This window comes from Solimonas soli DSM 21787, assembly GCF_000474945.1.
GTDB classification, from domain to species: Bacteria; Pseudomonadota; Gammaproteobacteria; order Nevskiales; family Nevskiaceae; genus Solimonas; species Solimonas soli.
In genome coordinates, this window is the sequence record NZ_AXDW01000001.1 from 31,749 (window position 1) to 50,327 (window position 18,579).

The 18,579-nt window shown below is 72.2% G+C and carries 17 protein-coding genes; 12 read left to right on the top strand and 5 right to left on the bottom strand.

The genetic code is table 11. From position 1 onward, the window contains the following. Positions 1-204: 204 nt before the first annotated feature. Positions 205-1,245, top strand: coding sequence for a DNA topoisomerase IB (locus tag K344_RS19350; protein WP_051361700.1), 1,041 nt, complete (start codon positions 205-207; stop codon positions 1,243-1,245). A gap of 577 nt (positions 1,246-1,822) precedes the next feature. Here the strand turns inward: K344_RS19350 and K344_RS22665 are convergent. The 3 genes from K344_RS22665 to K344_RS19360 are packed head-to-tail and all read right to left on the bottom strand — an operon-like array spanning position 1,823 to position 5,345. Beyond that, positions 1,823-2,770: a c-type cytochrome gene (locus tag K344_RS22665; protein ID WP_051361701.1), complete on the bottom strand. Its 948-nt coding sequence runs from the start codon at positions 2,768-2,770 to the stop codon at positions 1,823-1,825. After that, positions 2,767-4,536, bottom strand: a complete 1,770-nt coding sequence (locus K344_RS0100170) for a GMC family oxidoreductase (protein WP_028078982.1) — start codon at positions 4,534-4,536, stop codon at positions 2,767-2,769. The genes K344_RS22665 and K344_RS0100170 overlap by 4 nt, the downstream gene beginning before the upstream one ends. Continuing rightward, positions 4,536-5,345, bottom strand: coding sequence for a gluconate 2-dehydrogenase subunit 3 family protein (locus tag K344_RS19360; protein WP_051361702.1), 810 nt, complete (start codon positions 5,343-5,345; stop codon positions 4,536-4,538). Before K344_RS19360 ends, K344_RS0100170 begins: the two co-directional genes overlap by 1 nt. A 232-nt stretch (positions 5,346-5,577) precedes the next feature. Between K344_RS19360 and K344_RS19365 the strand changes: the two genes are divergently transcribed. Next, positions 5,578-6,582: a UDP-glucuronic acid decarboxylase family protein gene (locus tag K344_RS19365; RefSeq protein WP_051361703.1), complete on the top strand. Its 1,005-nt coding sequence runs from the start codon at positions 5,578-5,580 to the stop codon at positions 6,580-6,582. 78 nt (positions 6,583-6,660) lie between these two features. Here K344_RS19365 and K344_RS23735 read toward each other — a convergent pair whose 3' ends face one another. Further along, positions 6,661-6,996 carry a hypothetical protein gene (locus K344_RS23735; RefSeq protein WP_157622691.1) on the bottom strand — a complete coding sequence of 112 codons (336 nt, stop codon included), beginning with the start codon at positions 6,994-6,996 and terminating at the stop codon, positions 6,661-6,663. On the opposite strand from K344_RS23735, the gene K344_RS23740 reads away from it, so the two are divergent. Next, entirely contained in the window at positions 6,985-7,791 is an 807-nt protein-coding gene (locus K344_RS23740) for a hypothetical protein (protein WP_157622692.1), read from the top strand. The genes K344_RS23735 and K344_RS23740 overlap by 12 nt on opposite strands. 9 nt (positions 7,792-7,800) lie before the next feature. Beyond that, positions 7,801-8,322, top strand: coding sequence for a hypothetical protein (locus K344_RS19375; protein ID WP_051361705.1), 522 nt, complete (start codon positions 7,801-7,803; stop codon positions 8,320-8,322). 46 nt (positions 8,323-8,368) lie between these two features. On the opposite strand, the gene K344_RS22675 is transcribed toward K344_RS19375, so the two are convergent. After that, positions 8,369-9,181 carry a mechanosensitive ion channel family protein gene (locus K344_RS22675; RefSeq protein WP_051361706.1) on the bottom strand — a complete coding sequence of 271 codons (813 nt, stop codon included), beginning with the start codon at positions 9,179-9,181 and terminating at the stop codon, positions 8,369-8,371. Positions 9,182-9,375: 194 nt separating this feature from the next. On the opposite strand from K344_RS22675, the gene K344_RS19385 reads away from it, so the two are divergent. The 8 genes from K344_RS19385 to K344_RS19395 all read left to right on the top strand — a co-directional run bounded on the left by K344_RS19385 (position 9,376) and on the right by K344_RS19395 (position 18,392). Continuing rightward, positions 9,376-10,656, top strand: a complete 1,281-nt coding sequence (locus tag K344_RS19385; protein WP_043113518.1) for a glycosyltransferase — start codon at positions 9,376-9,378, stop codon at positions 10,654-10,656. Beyond that, complete coding sequence (locus K344_RS0100210) at positions 10,653-11,453, top strand: SDR family oxidoreductase (protein ID WP_211234440.1); 801 nt, start codon at positions 10,653-10,655, stop codon at positions 11,451-11,453. Before K344_RS19385 ends, K344_RS0100210 begins: the two co-directional genes overlap by 4 nt. Positions 11,454-11,472: 19 nt before the next feature. Further along, the gene (locus tag K344_RS0100215) at positions 11,473-12,036 is read left to right on the top strand and encodes a D-glycero-alpha-D-manno-heptose-1,7-bisphosphate 7-phosphatase (RefSeq protein WP_028078985.1); all 564 of its coding nucleotides are present in this window, start codon (positions 11,473-11,475) and stop codon (positions 12,034-12,036) included. Continuing rightward, positions 12,036-13,148: a glycosyltransferase family 9 protein gene (locus K344_RS19390; RefSeq protein WP_051361707.1), complete on the top strand. Its 1,113-nt coding sequence runs from the start codon at positions 12,036-12,038 to the stop codon at positions 13,146-13,148. The genes K344_RS0100215 and K344_RS19390 overlap by 1 nt, the downstream gene beginning before the upstream one ends. Positions 13,149-13,389: 241 nt before the next feature. After that, positions 13,390-15,279, top strand: a complete 1,890-nt coding sequence (locus tag K344_RS0100225; RefSeq protein WP_028078986.1) for a carbamoyltransferase family protein — start codon at positions 13,390-13,392, stop codon at positions 15,277-15,279. Continuing rightward, a complete protein-coding gene (locus tag K344_RS0100230; protein WP_084196772.1) occupies positions 15,264-16,307 on the top strand; it encodes a glycosyltransferase family 2 protein in 1,044 nt (347 codons plus the stop codon). Before K344_RS0100225 ends, K344_RS0100230 begins: the two co-directional genes overlap by 16 nt. Continuing rightward, complete coding sequence (locus K344_RS0100235; RefSeq protein ID WP_051361708.1) at positions 16,304-17,404, top strand: glycosyltransferase family 9 protein; 1,101 nt, start codon at positions 16,304-16,306, stop codon at positions 17,402-17,404. The genes K344_RS0100230 and K344_RS0100235 overlap by 4 nt, the downstream gene beginning before the upstream one ends. Then, positions 17,394-18,392: a glycosyltransferase gene (locus K344_RS19395; RefSeq protein WP_051361709.1), complete on the top strand. Its 999-nt coding sequence runs from the start codon at positions 17,394-17,396 to the stop codon at positions 18,390-18,392. Before K344_RS0100235 ends, K344_RS19395 begins: the two co-directional genes overlap by 11 nt. The last annotated feature ends 187 nt before the right edge of the window (positions 18,393-18,579 follow it).

Sequence of the window (18,579 nt, forward strand, 5' to 3'; positions counted from 1 at the left end):
CGCGGATCCGCAATCGCGATGCCCACTCCGCCTCCACATTGTCGCGCGCCGATGAATAGCGGCTGACAGCGTCCGTTCAGCGCCGCGCCGCAATGCTCGGCAGCACCGCCACCATCCCGCACATCCCTTGAACTTCGCGACGCCTTCCCCCGCCTTGCGCCACTGCCCGCGGCTGCGCACGCGCGTCGCCGCGCGGCGCGTGCCATGAAGCGCGCGCCACGATCCGCAGCCGCCGCGCTGCCGGCCTGCCTGCGCTATTCCAGCGACCGCGAAGCGGGCATCAGGCGCGTGCGCGCCGGCAAGGCATTTCGCTACCGCGACGCGCAGGGACGGGTGATTCGCAAGCGCGCCGAACTGGCGCGCATCGCCGCCCTCGCCGTGCCGCCGGCCTATCGGCGCGTGTGGATCTGCGCCGATCCGCGCGGCCATCTGCAGGCCACCGGCTACGACGCGCGCGGCCGCAAGCAGTACCGCTATCACGCCGGCTGGCGCCGGCTGCGCGACGCGCAGAAGTTCGAGCGCATGGTCGAGTTCGCGCGCGCCCTGCCGCGCCTGCGCCGCCGCCTGCAACAGGACCTGCGCCGGCCCGGCCTGCCGCGCGAGAAGGTGCTGGCGGCCGTCGTCGCCCTGCTCGACCGCACGCGCGCGCGGATCGGCAATCGCGAGTACGCGCGCGACAACGGCAGCTACGGCCTGACCACGCTGCGCGATCGCCATGCGCGCTTCGAGCGCCCGGGCCGGCTGTGCCTGCGCTTCATCGGCAAAGGCGGCGCCGCGCACGATCTGGCGATCGACGATCCGCAGCTGGCGCGCATCGTGCGCCGCTGCCAGCAGCTGCCCGGCCAGACGCTGTTCCAGTATCTCGATGCCGAAGGCCGGCGCCATGCCGTCGATTCCGGCCAGGTCAATGCCTATCTGCACGAGGCCATGGGCGCCGAATTCACCGCCAAGGATTTCCGCACCTGGGGCGCGACCCTGCACGCCGCGGCGCTGCTCGGCTGCACGCCGCGGCCGGCGCGCGGCGGCGAACGCGCCTTGCAGCGCTGCGTCAACGAAGTCGTGCGCGAAGTCGCCGCCGGCCTGCGCAACACGCCGGCGGTCTGCCGCAAGTCGTACATCAATCCGCTGCTGTTCTCGATCTGGCGCGACGGCGCCCTCGACGGCGCCGGCCTCGACGCGCAGGGCGCGCCACGCCAGACCGAACGCGCCGTGCTGCGCCTGCTGCGGCGCGGCGCGTCGCGCTGAAGCGGGCTGCGGCGCAACTGGCAAGACCCACGTCCCTCAGCCCCTCCCCCCGCGGGCGGGCGGAGGGGAGAGATGCGACGGGACTGCGGCGCCGGATTCGGCAGCTCGGACGCGATGCGTTGGAGCGGACTGCGGCGCGACTGGCGAGACCCACCTCCCCCAGCCCCTCCCCCCGCGGGCGGGCGGAGGGGAGAGATGCGACGGGACTGCGGCGCCGGATTCGGCAGCTCGGGCGCGATGCGTTGGCGCGGGCTGCGGCGCGACTGGCGAGACCCACCTCCCCAGCCCCTCCCCCGCAGGCGGGCGGAGGGGAGAGATGCGACGGGACTGCGGCGCCGGATTCGGCAGCTCGGGCGCGATGCGTTGGCGCGGGCTGCGGCGCCGATGGGCGAGATCCGCCTCCCCGATGGGCGAGATCCGCCTCCCCGACCCCTCCCCCGCAAGCGGCGGAGGCGAGAAGGTGAGCGAGCGGGATTGGCGCGACGGAGGCTGTGCGTGGCTCCTCTCCGCCCCGCCGGGGCGGAGAGGCTGGGTGAGGTGGGGCCGGCATTCGCGTCGCGCTCGAGCGGCGCGTCGCTCAAGGCTGGTCGCGCCGGTCCGCGCCTTGCTTCGGTGCGCTGTCCCGGCGGCCCGGCGTCGCGCCGGTCAGCGGCAGGCCCTGCTCGGAGCCGACGCCCTGCGCGGGCGGCGCCGCGGCGTCCGGACCGCTGCCGGATGTCGGCGCACCGGGCGGCTGCCGGCTGCGCTTGCCGGCGGCCGGCGGCGCCGGCTGCGCGGCGAAATACGCGGCGAGCGCGCGGATGTCGTCGTCGTCGAGCGCCCTGGCGATCGACGGCATCTGGCCGCTCGGGTCGGTGTGGCGGGCACCGCTGCGCCATTCCTTGAGCGCGTTGACGAGATAGCCGGCTTGCTGGCCGGCCAGCGGCGGATAGCGCGGCGCCGCGCCGCGGCCTTCCGGGCCGTGGCAGTTGGCGCAGGCTTGCAGCTGTCGCGACTCGTCGCCGACCGCCGACAGCCTGGCGGCGCGCCGCGCGTCGCCCGCCGACACTTTCGGCGGCGCCGGCGTCTGCGACGGCTCCAGCGTCGCGTAGTACGCGGCGACCGCGTGGCGCTGCTCCCGCGTGAGGTTCTTGGCGATCGGCTGCATGATCGGATTCACCCGCGTGGCGTCGGCAAAGGCGTCGAGCTGCAACTCGATGTAAGCGCGCGGATGACCGGCGATACGCGGGTAGCCGCCCGCCGCATTGCCTTCGCCCTGCTGGCCGTGACAGCTCGTGCATGGCGGGATGCCGGCCGTGCCGACGCCGCTGGTGGCGACGCCCCTGCCGGCCAGCCGCAGCTGTTCCTCCGGCACGTCGGTCGGCGACGGCGGCGGCTCGACCACCTTGATCGGCGTGTCCACGGCTTTCTCGGCCGTCGATTCCTTGCGCTGGCAGCTGGCGAGCAGCAGGCCGATCGCGAGCGCGGTCACCACCACGCAGCCGCCGACCAGGCGCTGCCGCTCGCCGCACGATTCATGTCTCATGTCGACACCAGCGGACCGGGATTCTTGAGGTAACGCGTGACGATCGCCTCGGCGGCGCGCAAGGCCAGCGCGCCGACCGTGTTGGTCGGGTTGTAGCTGGCGTTCTGCGGAAAGTTCGAGGCGCCGATCACGAACAGGTTCGGCACGTCCCAGCTCTGCAGCCAGGGATTGACGACGCTGGTCGTCGGATCGCTGCCCATCACCGTGCCGCCGGTGTTGTGCGTGGTCTGGTACTGCGTGATCGTGTACGGCCCCTTGCGCGGCGTGCCTTCGACCTGTCTGGCGCCCATCGCCTTGCCGATCTCCACCGCCTTCTCGGTGATGAAGGCCGACATCTTCAGATCGTTGTCGTGGAAGTCGAAGGTCATGCGCAGCAGCGGCAGGCCCCAGGCGTCCTTGTAGGTTGGATCGAGATCGAGATAGTTGTAGACGGTCGACACCGAACTGCCGTGCACCGACATCACCGAGGTGTGGTTGTAGTGCTCGACCACCGCCTTCTTCCAGGCCGAGCCCCAGGCCGGCGTGCCGGACGGCGTCGGGTGGAATTCGATCGGCCGGCCGTTGGTCATCACCTCGCCGATGTAGGCGCCGCCGACGAAGCCGTGCGGGCCGTGATCGAAATTGTCGGAGACGAAGTCGGCGATCAGCGTGCCGTTGGCGCCGGAGCGCATGAACGGATTGATGTTGATGCTGCGGTCGAAGAAGACCTTCGGCGCGCTCATGGTCTGATAGGCGTAGTTGCGGCCGACGACACCGCTGCGCGTCTTCGGATCGTAGGGCTTGCCGATGCCGGACAGCAGTAGCATGCGCACGTTGTTGAGCGCGTACATGCCCATGATGAAGAGCCGCGCCGGCTGCTCGAACTCGCGCCCGCTGGCGTCCACGTACGAGACGCCGGTGGCATGCCTGCCGCTGTGGTCGAGATGGATGCGCGTGATCTGGCAGCCGGTGCGCAGCTCGAAGTTCTTTTCCTTCTCGAGGATCGGCAGCAGGATGGTCTGCGGCGTCGACTTGGCGTAGTGCTCGCAGCCGAAGCGCTCGCAGTAGCCGCAGAACATGCAGGCCTTGAGCGACACGCCCTCGGGATTGGTGTACGGCTGCGAAAGGTTCGACGAGGGCTGCGGGAACGGGTGATAGCCGAGTTCGGCGGCGGCCTTGCGGAACATCGCCGAGCCATACGGCTCCTTCATCGGCGGCGTCGGATAGTCGCGCGAGCGCGGATCCTCGAAGGGATTGCCGCCGTCCTGCTTGCGGCCCTTGAGGTTGCCGGCCTTGCCGCTGGTGCCGAGCAGGTACTCGAAGCGGTCGTAGTGCGGTTCGAGCTCCGCCGCCGTCACGCCCCAGTCCTGGATCGCCAGGTCGGGCGCGATGAATTTTTCGCCGTAGCGCTCGATGCTGTGCGAGCGCATGCGGAAGTCGGTGTCCTGGAAGCGATAGGTCTGGCCGTTCCAGTGCACCATGCTGCCGCCGAGACCGGTACCGGGCAGGAAGCTCTCCCAGCGGCGGATCGGCAGCGCGGTCTGGCCGGCGTTGTTGCGGAAGGTCACCGTTTCCTTGGTGTTGTCCTGCATCAGCGCCTTGCGCACCGCGTAGCGCAGTTCGTCGTGCATCTGCGGACCCTGGAAATCCGGCACCGTGTGCCGCGGCGGGCCGCGCTCGAGGCCGACGACCTTGAGGCCGGCGCGCGTCAGCTCGCGGCCGAGGAGCGTGCCGACGAGGCCGACGCCGAGGCATACCGCGTCCACCTCGGGAAGTCGCGTGGCCATCAGGATCGGCCTCCGCCGCGCGGCGCATCGTGATCCCCGCCGGTCGGCGCCGCGCCGTGACCGTCGTGGTAGACGCCGTCGGCCGGAATGTCCGGATCGACGTGCACGTCGCCGCGCACGCCTTCGGCGAGGCTCATCGGCTCGCGCTCGAACTTGATGCCGTGCTGGTCGACGAGGTGGTAGTAGCCGGCGTAGGCGCCGGGGAAGCCGATCATCTTCCAGGCCAGCATGTCGCGGTTGCCGCCGTAGACCGGATCGCTGAAGTAGCCTTCGATCGTCATGCCGAGCAGCGACTCGAAGAACACCGCCGACGGCACGCCGCCGAGATCCTTGCCGCCCTTCTGCAACAGCGTCAGATAAGCATCCTGCTCGGCGGGCGGCAGCGCGTCGAAACGCTTGCCCTTTTGCTTCTGCACGTCGTCGTCGACGGCGCGCAGCGCGGTGCGGAACAGCTCGGCCGGCGTGTACGGCAGCTGGTAGCCCTGCGAAGGCATGCCCTCCTTCCACGGCCCGCTGCGATACAGACGCTCGCCGGCGCCCCAGGCGCCGCCGAGCTGCTTGTCGAGATAGTTCTGCACGCCCACTTCGCGCGCGCCGGGGCCGATGTCGTCGAGCGGAATGAGGCGCGCGACCGCGGCTTCGATGAAGCGCGCTTCCTGCGGATTGAAGAACACATAGGCATCGCGCGCGCCCGTGCCCGCCTTCGCGGCCGGCGCCGGTAGCGGCGCGCTCGCCGCGGGCAGCGCGGCACCGGCCACCGCCGCGGCGCCGGCGGTCTTGAGAAACTGTCGTCGCGAAGCGTCCTGCATCTGTGTCTCCTGCTGGCAAGGAATTGCGGCGCCGCCAGCCCGCACATGCGATGCCCGCCGCGCGGCGCGGGCGCGGCGCGAGGCGGGGACTCGAGACGCGCGCGGCCGGCGCGACGCGCGACAGCGGCGCCGGCGTCGTGCAAGCTGCACGTTGCCCGCCGCGCCGTCCGCTTCCGCCGCTGGGCATCGCGCTTGCGAAGCGCCGCGCTCCGATCCTCGAAGGAGTTTCCGCATGTCGAGCCCGATCCGCGCCTCGCGCTGCCGCGCCCGCCGCATCCTCGTCACCGGCGGCGCCGGCTTCATCGGCTCGCATCTCTGCGAGCGGCTGCTGGCGCGCGGCGACGAAGTGCTGTGCGTGGACAACTTCTACACCGGCTCGCGCGAGAACCTGCACGGCCTGCTCGACCATCCCGACTTCGAGCTGCTGCGCCACGACATCACCTTTCCGCTCTACGTCGAGGTCGACCAGATCTACAACCTCGCCTGCCCGGCGAGCCCGGTGCATTACCAGTTCGATCCGGTGCAGACGACCAAGACCAGCGTGCACGGCTCGATCAACATGCTCGGCCTGGCCAAGCGCGTGCGCGCGCGCATCCTGCAGGCGTCGACCAGCGAGGTGTACGGCGATCCGGAAATCCATCCGCAGAGCGAGCACTACTGGGGCCATGTCAATCCGGTCGGCCGCCGCTCCTGCTACGACGAAGGCAAGCGCTGCGCCGAGACGCTGTTCTTCGACTATCACCGCCAGCACGGCCTGGAGATCAAGGTCGCGCGCATCTTCAATACCTACGGACCGCGCATGCACCCGGACGACGGCCGCGTGGTGTCGAACTTCATCGTGCAGGCGCTGCGCGACGAGCCGATCACCGTCTACGGCGACGGCGCGCAGAGCCGCGCCTTCTGCTACGTCGACGAACTGGTCGACGGCCTGATGCGCCTGATGGACGCCGAGGCCTCGATCACCGGCCCGCTCAATCTCGGCAACCCCGCCGAATTCACGATCATGGAACTCGCGCAGAAGGTGATCGCGCTGACCGGCTCGCGCTCGCGCATCGTGCGCCGGCCGCTGCCGCCGGACGATCCGCGCCAGCGCCGGCCCGACATCACGCTGGCGCGCACCCTGCTCGACTGGCAGCCGCAGATCGCGCTCGACGAAGGGCTGCGTCGCGCGATTCCCTACTTCGAGCGGCTTGTGACGCGCGGCGGCCTGGCGCCGGCCGGCGCGGCCGCCGCCTGAAAGGCGCATGCGCCGGACCTCGCATCGTCGCGCCACGGCGCACGGGCGCGCGGTTCACGACGCTGCGCGGCGCGCGGTTCAGCGGTCCTCGCCGTGGTCGCGGCGCGTGCCGCGGCGCCCGCGCTCGGCGGCCGCGAGCGCCTCGGCCTCGTGGCGCTCGAAGTAGTTGGCATCCGCGGCGTGTGCGCGCGCACGGCGGCGCAGCGCCTCGGCCTCGCCGCGTCCGACCGGCTCCTTGTCGGCGCGCTCGGCTTCGTCGGCGCCGCCGCCCGCGCCGATCGCGGCGCCCGGCACGCTGCTGAGCCTGCCGTCCTGCGGCACGCGGCCGCGCGATGCATCCGGTGTGTGCGAGCGCTGCTCGTCGAGCAGGGTTTCCGGCGTCATGTCGTCGGCGGTGACTTCGTGATCCGCCATCTCGCCGGCGGTGCGGCCGGCCTCGCGCACGCGCGCCGGCGGAAATTCGTCGCGCCGCTGCCGGCGCGGGCGCGGATCACCGACGCGACCGCTGCGCTCGTCGCCCTGCGCGAAATGCAGTTCGCGTGGCGGCTCCTCGTTGACGCGCGGGGTGCGCCCGCCGCGGCGCGGCCCTCGCAGGAGCGTCCCGCCGCCGCCGCCGCGCGCGCCGCCGCTCGATTCGCCGCGGGTCGCCTTGTCCGTCTTTGCCGTCGTGGCCATCTCTCGTCCTCCTGGTCGGTTGAAGATCGAAGCGGGGATGCGCCGGCATCCTGCGCTTCTCTGTGCGACCGGCCGTTTGCGCAAAGATTCCTCTTCACGGCGGGTTCAGCTCAGGGCGGCGGCGGGCCCGCCATGTGCGAGCCGTCGATGCACCCCCATCACGATCGAGAGGACCTCATGTCGAGCACGCACAGCAGCCGCGCCGATGACGCCCGTCAGGAGGCGGCGCGCGCCAGCAATCCCCGGGACCGGCGGCATCCGCGCGAGACGCCGTCGTCGACGCCGCCCGGCGGCGCATCGGCTCGCGACCGCGGCACGCGCGTGGGCGCCGACACGCCGGGCCCGCTGGTGGCCGGCACCGGCGCGCATCGCCGCGAAGGCGCGCCGGACCACGTCGGCCGCCGCGAGACCGGCAAGCGGAAAGGCGCCGCGGCCGACGACGACGCCCTCGACGCCGTCGCGCGCGAGGCGATGGCCGCCGGCGATCCGCCGGCCTCGCCGGCCTCGCCCGCGCTGTCGCGCAGCCGCGGATAGGAGAGCGCGATGCACGATGCCCCGAGCGATGCCCCGCCCGCCGTCGCGCGCGGCAGCGCCTGCGCCGACAGCCGCGCCGCCGAATGCGCGATCGACCTGGCGGCGCCGCTGCTCGAAGCCGCCGCCTGCCACACCGCCATCAACCAGAGCGGCGTCGTGCACGTGGTGATCCTGGACCCGGCCCTGACCCCGGCGAACGCCACCTTCGAACAGGCGATCCTGCTCGAAGCGAGCTTCGGCCTCGATCGCGCGCGCTGGGATGCCGACTATGCCGGCTTCGCGCGCGCCAAGGCGCGGCTCAGCTGGGAAACCGGGCTCGACAGCCAGGTCGTGCTGACGCAGCAGCCGCAGCGCCTGCGCCGCGGCGACACGCTGCTCGGCGGCGCCGTCGTGCTCGACGGCATCGTCGTCTCGATCAGCGGTTGCGAAGCGATGTACGACGAGGCGCTGGCCGGCAGCGTCGCGCTGCTGCTGCGCGCCGCGGCGCGCCAGACGGTGATGGCGCTCGGCGGCCGCAGCGCCGTGCCGTGAATGGCGTTCGCGGCATCGCCATCCACGTCTTCAGGCGAGCGTACTTTCAGGCGAGCTTCATGCCGCGCCGCGCAAGCCGGCGATGCACCTCGATCATCAGCCCTGTCTGCATCTCGGCGCGCTGCATCGGATCGCCGTCCAGCCAGACCTGTGCTTCGAACTGGTAACCGCCGGCATCGGCGCCGGTGAAGAACACGCGGGGCGGCGGATCAAGCGCCGGCTCCGGCCGTGACTTCAGCGCCTCGCCGATCGCGGCACGGATCTCCTCGACGTCGTGCTCGCGCACGATCCTGAACGGCAGCAGCAGCGAGCTCAGCTCGCCGCGGCTCTCCCAGTTCTTCACGTACTCGGTGATGAACTTCTGGTTCGGCACGATGACCGTCGCGCCGCGACTGGTGCGCAGCACGGTGCTGCGCGCGCGGATGGCGATGACATCGCCCTCGTTGCCGCCGATCTCGATGCGGTCGCCGATACGCACGGGCCGCTCGAACATGACGATGACGCCGCTGATGACGTTGCTGAAGATGTTCTGCAGGCCGAAGCCGACGCCGACGCCGAGCGCGCCGGCCAGTACGCCGAACGCCGACAGGTCGATGCCGACGTTCTGCATGATGATGATGAAGCCGATGGTCAGCACTGCATAGTGCACGAGCGTGCCGATCGTCTGTTGCATCGAACGGTCGAGATGGCTGCGCCGCAGCAGGTGGCGCAGCAGCCGGTTCTGCAGGACGCGCGCGACCGTCAGCAGCAGCAGGCTGGCGACCAGCAGCGCGAGCAGCGTGCCGATCGTGACCACGTTGTCGCCGACCGTGAACAGCACGGTGTCGACGATGCCGAAGCTGTCGCGTAGAGCCGCCATGCCGGGATCCGGTGAAAGGTCTGCCCGCGCTGTCGCAGGCGGCGTGCCCCCGCGCCGCCACGCGAGGACGGCCCGCCGCATGCGCGCGGACGGCCGCGTCACGGTTCATGCAACGGCGCGCGTAACGGCTCGGGCATGGCAACTGCTCTGCGCCTACGTCCGCCATTCCGACGTCCACCCGGAGCACGAGCACCATGCACAGAATCGCGCTGATCAGCGAGCACGCGTCACCGCTGGCCACGGCCGGCAGTGTCGACAGCGGAGGTCAGAACGTTTACGTCAGCCACCTCGCGCGCCAGCTCGGCCGGCGCGGCTACGGTGTCGATGTCTTCACGCGACGCGACCGCCCGTTCCTGCCCACCGTGCAGCACTGGCAGCCGAACGTGCGCGTCATTCACGTGCCGGCCGGGCCGGCGCGTTTCGTGGCGAAGGAAGCGCTGCTGCCGATGATGGGCGAGTTCAGCGATTTCCTGCTGCGCTTCTGCCGCGAGACCTCGCGACCCTACGATCTGCTGCATGCCAACTTCTTCATGTCGGGCCTCGCCGCCTGCGAGACCGCGCAGGCGCTCGACATTCCGCTGGTGATGACTTTCCACGCGCTCGGCCTGGTGCGCCGCGCGCACCAGGCCGAGCGCGACGGCTTCCCCGACCAGCGCTTCGCCATCGAGCGCGAGCTGGTGCGCCGCGCCGCGCGCATCGTCGCCGAGTGTCCGCAGGATCACGCCGACCTGCGCGCGCTCTACGATGCCGATGCCGCCAAGCTCGACATCGTGCCCTGCGGCTTCGATCCGCAGGAATTTGCGCCGCTCGAGCGCGACGCCGCGCGTGCCGCGCTGGGCTGGGAGCCGCGGCGCTTCACGATCCTGCAGCTCGGCCGCATCGTGCCGCGCAAGGGCATCGACAACGTGATCGGCGCGCTGGCGCTGCTGGTGCAGCGCGGCGTCGATGCGGAACTGGTGGTGGTCGGCGGCAATTCCGAGATGCCGAACGAGGTCGCCACGCCGGAACTCGGGCGCCTCGCACGACTGGCGTGCGAGCTGGGCGTGCGCGAGCGCGTGCGCTTCATCGGCCGGCGCGGCCGCGAGCGTCTCCATCATTTCTACTGCGCGTCCGACGTGTTCGTGACCACGCCCTGGTACGAACCGTTCGGCATCACGCCGGTCGAGGCCATGGCCTGCGGCGTGCCGGTGATCGGCGCGGCGGTCGGCGGCATCCGCACCACGGTACGCGACGGCGTCACCGGCCTGCTGGTGCCGCCGCGCGATCCGCAGGCACTCGCCGATCGTCTCGCCGAGCTGGCCGCCGATCCGGCGCGGCGCGCCGCGCTCGGCGCCGCCGGCCGCCGCCGCGCCTGGCGCCACTACACCTGGCAGCGCGTCGCCACGCAGATGGAGGCCGTTTACGCGCGCGCCCTGCGCTCGGCGCGGCGTCCGCTGCCGCTGCCCGCCGCCGTCGAGATCGGAGCCCGCCCATGATCGCCCCCTCGTTCGCCCGCATGCCCCTGCGCCTCGAAGAACAGCGCGACGACGAAGCGCGCCGCGCCGCGACCGGCGGCGCGCTGTCGGGCAAGGTCGTCGTCGTCACCGGCGGCGCGCGCGGCCTCGGCGCCGCCATCTGCCGCGCGGTGGCGGCGCAGGGTGCGGTGACGGTGGTCGGCGATCTGCGCGCCGAAGGCGCCGAGCGCGCCGCCGGCGCGCTGCGCGAGCGCGGTCTGCGCGCGACCGCGACCGCCTTCGACGTCGGCAGCGAGGCCTCGGTATCGGCCGCGCTGGCGACGCTCGCCGCCGAGCACGGCCGCATCGATGCGCTGATCAACAACGCCGGCATCGACGTCACGCTGCCGATCGAGGAGCTGTCGGTCGCGCAGTGGGAAGCCGTGCTGCGCACGAACCTGCACGGTCCGTTCCTGACCACCAAGCTGGCCCTGCCCTATCTGCGCGCGAGCCAGGGCCAGGTGATCAACATCGCCTCGACCGCCGCCAAGCGCGCCTGGCCGAACGCGGCCGCCTACCACGCCAGCAAGTGGGGCCTGCTCGGCCTGTCGCACGCGCTGCACGCCGAGCTGCGCGGCCAGGGCATCAGGGTCACCGCGATCGTCGCCGGCGGCATGCGCACGCCGTTCCTGCTCGACCGCTTCCCCGACCTCGATCCCGAGCTGCTGCAGGAACCGGACAACGTCGCGCAGGCCATCGTCTTCGCCCTCACCCTGCCGGCCGGCAGCGTGGTGCCGGAGATGACGGTGCTGCCGATGCGCGAAACCTCGTGGCCGTGAGAGGCCAGGGAGAACCGAGATGCGCCCCGCGATCTTTCTCGACAAGGACGGCACCCTGCTCGACGACGTTCCCTTCAACGTCGAACCGGCGCGCATGCGGCTGGCGCCGGGCGCCGCCGAAGGCCTGTACCGGCTCGCGCAACTGGGCGCGCCGCTGGTCGTCGTCAGCAACCAGTCCGGCGTCGCCGAGCGACGCTTCGACGAAAGCGCGCTGCATCGGGTCGGCGATCATCTCGCCGCGATGTTCGGCGCCTGCGGCGCGCGCCTGGCCGGCTTCCACTGGTGCCCGCACGCGCGCGACGCCGCGCCGGCCTGCCCCTGCCGCAAGCCGGCGCCCGGCATGCTGGTCCGCGCCGCCGCCGAGCTGGCGCTCGATCTGTCGCGCTCGTGGATGATCGGCGACATCCTCGACGACATCGAGGCCGGCCATCGCGCCGGCTGCCGCGCGGTGCTCATCGACAACGGCAACGAGACCGAGTGGCGCGCCGGCCCGAAGCGCGAGCCGGATTTCGTCGCGCACAGCCTCGCCGACGCCGCCGAAACCATTGCGCTGCGCTGGCCGGCGCTGGCGGCGGCGGCCTGATGCCGCCACGGCTCGACGCCGCCCGCCTCGCCGTCTGGCGTGCCGCGCGGCGCATCCTCTGCGTGCGCACCGACAATCTCGGCGACGTGCTGATGACGACGCCGGCGCTGCGCGCGCTGCGCGAGGCGGCACCCGGCCGCCATCTGACGCTGCTCGCCTCGCGCAGCGGCGCCGCGGCGGCCGCGCACATTCCGCAAGTCGACGAGGCGATCGTCTACGACGCGCCCTGGGCCGCGCACCCGGCCGACGCCGGCATCGCCGCCGACGAGTCGCTGATCGCGCGTCTGCGCGCCGGGCGCTACGACGCCGCGGTGATCTTCACCGTGTTCAGCCAGAGCCCGTTGCCGGCCGCCATGCTGCTGCGCCTCGCCGGCATCCCGACGGTCGCCGCGCACTGCCGCGAGAATCCCTACCGGCTGATCAGCGACCGCATCGTCGAACCGGAGACCGGCATGCCGACGCGCCACGAAGTGCAGCGCCAGCTCGATCTGGTCGCCGCGCTCGGCGCCGGCTGCCGCGACCCGCGCCTGTCGTTCCGCGTCGACGCCGGCGACCGCGCGACGGTCGCCGCGCTGCTGCGCGAGCACGGCATCGCGCCCGGTACGCCCTGGCTGCTCGTGCATCCCGGCGCCAGCGCCACCTCGCGCCGCTATCCGCCGGAGCTGTTCGCCGCGGCGCTGCGCCTGCTGCGCCGCGAAACGCGCCTGCCGATCGTGTTCGGCGGCACGCCCGAAGAGTGCGCGACCGTCGACGCCGTGCGCGCCGCGGCCGGCGGCGAAGGCACGCACTCGTTCGCCGGCCGCCTGACGCTCGGCCAGTGCGGCGCCGCGATCGCCGCCGCCGGCGTGCTGATCGGCAACAACAGCGGCCCCGTGCATCTCGCCGCGGCGCTCGGCACGCCGGTCGTCGATCTCTACGCGCAGACCAACCCGCAGCACACGCCCTGGCAGGTGCCGAGCCGTGTGCTCATGCACGACGTCGACTGCCGCTGGTGCTACCGCAGCGTCTGCCCGAGCGGGCACCACGCTTGCCTGCGTGGCATCGAGCCGCGCGCCGTCGCCGATGCCGCGCTGGAGTTGCTCGCGACACGACAACCGCAGGCTGCGGCTTAGGAGAGAAGTCATCCCGATGAGCGTCAGCTACAACACATCGTCGTTTCGCCGCCGGAATCGCATCACGCACGCGAGGAACGAACGGCTGCGGCGCTACGCGCCGCCCCCTCACCCCAACCCTCTCCCCGCATGCGGGGAGAGGGAGTCAGAGTGGCCGTCATTCCCGCGAAAGCGGGAATCCAGAGCGGCGAGCACCGCGCTCATCGATGACGACATCAAGCGGTAACGGAGACCCATCGCCATGATCACCCTCGGCATCAACGCCGCCTTCCACGACTGCGCCGCCTGTCTCGTGCGCGACGGCGACGTCGTCGCCGCCGCCGAGGACGAGCGCTTCACGCACGTCAAGCACGGCAAGCGGCCGTTGCCGTTCACCAGCTGGCAGCTGCCGTTTCATGCGGTCGACTACTGCCTCGCCGAGGCCGGCGTCACGCTCGCCGACGTCGACCGCATCGCCTATTCCTTCGATCCCACGCTGCTCGCCGCCGATGGCGCGCCGGCGGCGCGCGAGACCGGCAGCGTCCCGGCCTGGGACGGCGTCATGGTGCGCGCCTCGACGCTCGCCGATCTGGCGAAGCTGCCCGCCTCGATCCGCCTGCCGCTCGAGCCCTCGCGGCGCGCGCGCGCGACCCCCACGACCAGCCCCTGGGATCCGCTGTTCCTCGCCTACGTCGTCAACGCGCCGCGCCAGCTCGTCGACGGCGCGCCGCATCATCTGCGCCGGCGCTTCAAGGGCGCCACGCACGAGCAAGTCGCCGAGCGCTGGCGCTACGTCGAGCATCATCTCGCGCACGAGGCCAGCGCTTTCCTCGCCGCGCCCTTCGAGCACTGCGCGGTGCTGACCATGGACGGCCGCGGCGAGCGCGCGACGACCAGCTGCGGCGTGTTCGAGCACGGCCGCTACCGGCGGCTGCGGCAGACCAATCTGCCGCACTCGCTCGGCCTGCTCTACGAGGACGTCACGCGCTGGCTCGGCTTCCTGCACAGCTGCGACGAGTACAAGGTCATGGCGCTCGCCTCCTTCGGCACGCCGCGCCACGCCGACGTGTTCCGCGGCCTGATCAGCGTCGACGGCGACGGCGGCTACGTGGTCGCGCCGTTCGACCTGGTCGAGCTGTTCGGCGCACCGCGCGAGCGCGGCGGACGCCTCGAGCAGCGCCATTACGACATCGCCGCGTCGCTGCAGCTGGTGCTCGAGGAAACCGTGCTCAAGCTGGTCGGCTGGCTGCACAAGGCCTCGGGCGCGCGCCGGCTGGCCATGGCCGGCGGCGTCGCGCTCAATTGCGTGATGAACGCGCGCGTGCGCGACGAAGGGCCTTTCGACGAGGTCTGGGTGCAACCTGCCGCCGGCGACGCCGGCACGGCGCTCGGCGCCGCGCTGTGGGTCGACTGGACCGAGAGAGCGCGCGCGCCGCGCGAGTCGCACTGGGTGATGCACCATGCCTGTCTCGGTCCGCGCTACGGCGAAGACGAGATCGAGCGGTTCCTCCGCTGGTCGAAGCTGCCGTACCGGCGCCTCGGCGACCTTGCCGAGGAGACCGCCGCGCTGCTTGCCGAGGACAAGGTGATCGGCTGGTTCCAGGGCCGCATGGAATTCGGGCCGCGCGCGCTCGGCGCGCGCTCGATCCTCGCCTCGCCGTGCTCGCCGGCCATGCAGCAGCGCCTCAACGAGATCAAGGATCGCGAGGACTTCCGGCCGGTGGCGCCGGTCGTGCTGGAGGAGCGCGCGCTCGAATGGTTCCGGCGCCGCGAGGCCGTCGCCCTGCAGGCCGTCGTCAACGCGCCGCCGCCGGCGAGCGGCAAGCAGAGCGGCGTGCCGGCGCCGTTCATGCTGTTCGTGTTCGACGTCGATCCGGCCAAGGCCGAACGCATTCCCGCCGTGCGCCACGTCGACGGCACGGCGCGCGTGCAGACCGTGCGCCGCGAGCAGAACGAGCCGTACTACGAACTGCTGCGCGCCTTCGAGCGCCGCACCGGCGTGCCGGTGCTGGTCAACACCTCGTTCAACACGCGCGGCGAGCCGATGATCTGCTCGCCGCGCGATGCGCTCGAAACCTTCTGGACCTCGCCGCTCGACGCGCTGGTCATCGGCCCGTTCCTGATCGAGAAGCCGCAATGGACGACGGCCTGAGCCCCGCCCTCGAGCCGGTCGGCATGACGGAGGATCGGCCCGCGGCTGCGCCGCAACCGGCGGTATCGGTGGTCGTGCCGACGATGGGCCGGCCGCAGATGCTGCAACGCTGCCTGCTCGCGCTGCTGAACCAGAAGCTCGCCCGCGACGACTACGAGATCATCGTCGCCAACGACCGCCCCGATGCGGCGACGCGGCGCGCCGTCGCACATCTGCAGCGCCTGCATCGCGACGGCCCGGCGCTGCGCTATCTGGCGGTGAACGACGGCCGCGGCCCGGCGCATGTGCGCAATGCCGGCTGGCGCGCCGCGCGCGGCGCGCTCATCGCCTTCACCGACGACGACACCATCCCCGATCGCGCCTGGCTGGCCGACGGTCTGCGCGAGCTGCGCCGGCAGGGTGTGTGCGCGCTCGGCGGCCGCGTGATCGTGCCGCTGCCCGCAGCGCCGACCGACTACGAGCGCGACGCCGCCGGCCTCGCGCAAGCCGAGTTCGTCACCGCCAACTGCTTCGTGCGGCGCGACGCGCTCGCCGCGATCGGCGGCTTCGACGAACGCTTCGAGGCGGCCTGGCGCGAAGACTCGGACCTGCAGTTCACGCTGCTCGAGCGCGGCCTGCCGCTGGCGCGCACCACGGGCGCCGTGGTCATTCACCCGGTGCGGCCGGCCGGCTTCGGCGTGAGCCTCCGGCAGCAGCGCAAGGTGCAGTTCGACGCGCTGCTCTACAAGAAGCATCCGCGCCTGTATCGCCAGCGCATCCGTGCGCGGCCGCGCTGGGACTACTACGCGATCGTCGCCCTGCTGATCACCGCGCTGCTCGGCGCCGTCGCCGGCGCGACGGCGCCGGCGCTGGCCGCCTTCACCGGCTGGCTGCTGGCGACACTCGCCTTCAGCGCGCGCCGCCTGCGCGGCGCGCGACGCGATGCGCGGCACGTCGCCGAGATGCTGCTGACCTCGGCGGCGATCCCGCCGCTCGCGGTGTTCTGGCGCATCGTCGGCAGCCTCCGCTTCCGGGTGGCCTTCGCGTGAACGCCGCCCTGCCCGCCGACGCGCCGCTGCTCGCGCGACGTCCGCGCCGCATCGCCGTGTTCCGCGCCCTGCATCTCGGCGACCTGCTGTGTACGGTGCCTGCCCTGCGTGCGCTGCGCGGCGCGGCGCCGCAGGCCGAGATCACGCTGATCGGTCTGCCCTGGACCCAGCCGTTCACGGCGCGCTACCGGCACTATCTCGATCACTGGCTCGAGTATCCGCTCGGCGAGGAGCTGCCGGACGACCCGCGGCACGAGCCGCGCCTTCGCGATTTTCTCGGCGCGGTACGCGCCCGGCGCTTCGATCTCGCCATCCAGCTGCACGGCAGCGGCGAGCGCAGCAACGGCCTGGTCGCCGCGTTCGGCGCGGCGCGCGTCGCCGGCTTCCGGCCGGCCGGGGCGCCGTCGGCCGACGGCGCTGCTTTCCTGCCGTGGCGCGACGACGAGGGCGAGATCGAGCGCTGGCTGCGCCTGCTGCGTCACCTCGGCGCCCGCGGCGACGACGTCATCGATCTGCCGGTGCAGGCGCTGGAACGCTGCGAGAGCTCGCTGCTGCTCGCACAGGCCGGCCTCGCCGGCCGCCGCTACGTATGCATCCACGCCGGTGCGCGCCTGCCTTCGCGGCGCTGGCCGCTGGCGCGCTTCCGCGCGGTCGCCGCGCGGCTCGCCGCCGCCGGCTACTCGCTGGCCCTGACCGGCTCGGCCGCGGAGATCGCGCAGAACAACGAGCTGCGCAACGGCCTGCGCCTGCCGCCGGGCATCGCGCTCGGCGATTTCGCCGGCCGCACCTCGGTCGGCGCGCTGGCCGAGATCGTCGCGCGTGCCGCGCTGCTGGTCGCCAACGACACCGGCATCTCGCACGTCGCCGCCGCGGTCGGCACGCCGAGCATCATCATTTCCTCCGGCGGCGACGCGAAGCGCTGGGCGCCGCTGCGCCGCGATCTGCACCAGGTGCTGGCCGAGGCGCCGCCGTGCCGGCCCTGCCTGCACGTCGAATGTCCGTATCCCGGCCATCCCTGCGCGACGGCGATCGACGTCGAGGCCGTGCTCGCCGCCGCCCGTCAGCTGCTCGATCGCGGAGTCCGCCATGTCGCCTGAGGCATCGAGGCCGAAGCCGCTGCGCGTGCTGACCTGGCAGGTGCACGGCAACTACCTCTACTACCTCTCGCAGGTGCCGGTCGAATGGTGGCTGGTGACGCGGCCCGCTTACCCGCCCGGCTACGGCGGCCGCGGCGCCGGCCTGCCCTGGGGCCGCAACGTGCACGAGGTGCCGCAGGGCGAAGTGGCGCGGCAGGCCTTCGATCTGGTGCTCTATCAGTCGCGCCAGCACTGGGACGTCGACCGCCACGACGTGCTGAGCGCGGCGCAGCGCGAGCTGCCCTGCATCTATCTCGAGCACGATCCGCCGCAGCAGCATCCCTGCGACACGCCGCACCGGGCGCAGGACGCCGATCTGCTGGTGCACGTGACGCCGTTCAACGCGCTGATGTGGGACAACGGCGAGCTGCCGACGCGCGTCATCGACCACACCGCCTTCGTGGCGCCCGACGCGGCGTGGCGCGGCGACGATCCGGCCGGCATCGCCGTCGTCAACCATCTCGCGCGGCGCGGCCGTCGCCTCGGTCACGACCTCTACCTGCGCGCGCAGCGCGAGGTGCCGCTGGCGCTGGCCGGCATGGACTCGCATCTCGTGCCCGGCGGCGTCGGCGAGATCGTCAACGCGCAGCTGCCGGACTTCATCGGCGGCTATCGCTACCTGTTCCAGCCGGCGCGCTGGACGAGCATGGCGCTGGCGGTGGTCGAGGCGATGGCGATCGGCATGCCGATCGTCGGCATGGCGACCACCGAGCTGCCCACGGTGATCGAGAACGGCGTCAACGGCTGGGTCGATACCAATATCGAGACGCTGATCGACGTCATGCGCATGCTGAGCCGCGACCGCGACACGGCGCAGCGCTGGGGCGACGCCGCGCGCTCGACGATGCAGCTGCGCTTCGGCCCCGAACGCTTCGTGCGGCAGTGGCTGGAGGCACTGGATGAAGCGATGGCGCGCCCGAAGCGCGCGACGGCGCGGGCGGCGGCTTAGCGGCGCAGCTTCTTCGCTTGCTCTGCGCTGCCCTGGTTCCTCTTTTGCGTTTGATTTCGCCTGCCGGCGCCCGGCTTCTCTTTGCTTGTGCACCAACCGTAGGCGCCTCCAGGCGAAGAAAAGCACCTCGCGCCACAGCGCGAAACCAAAAGCCCTCAACGAGACCCGAGGTCCCTTGCAAGCAGCG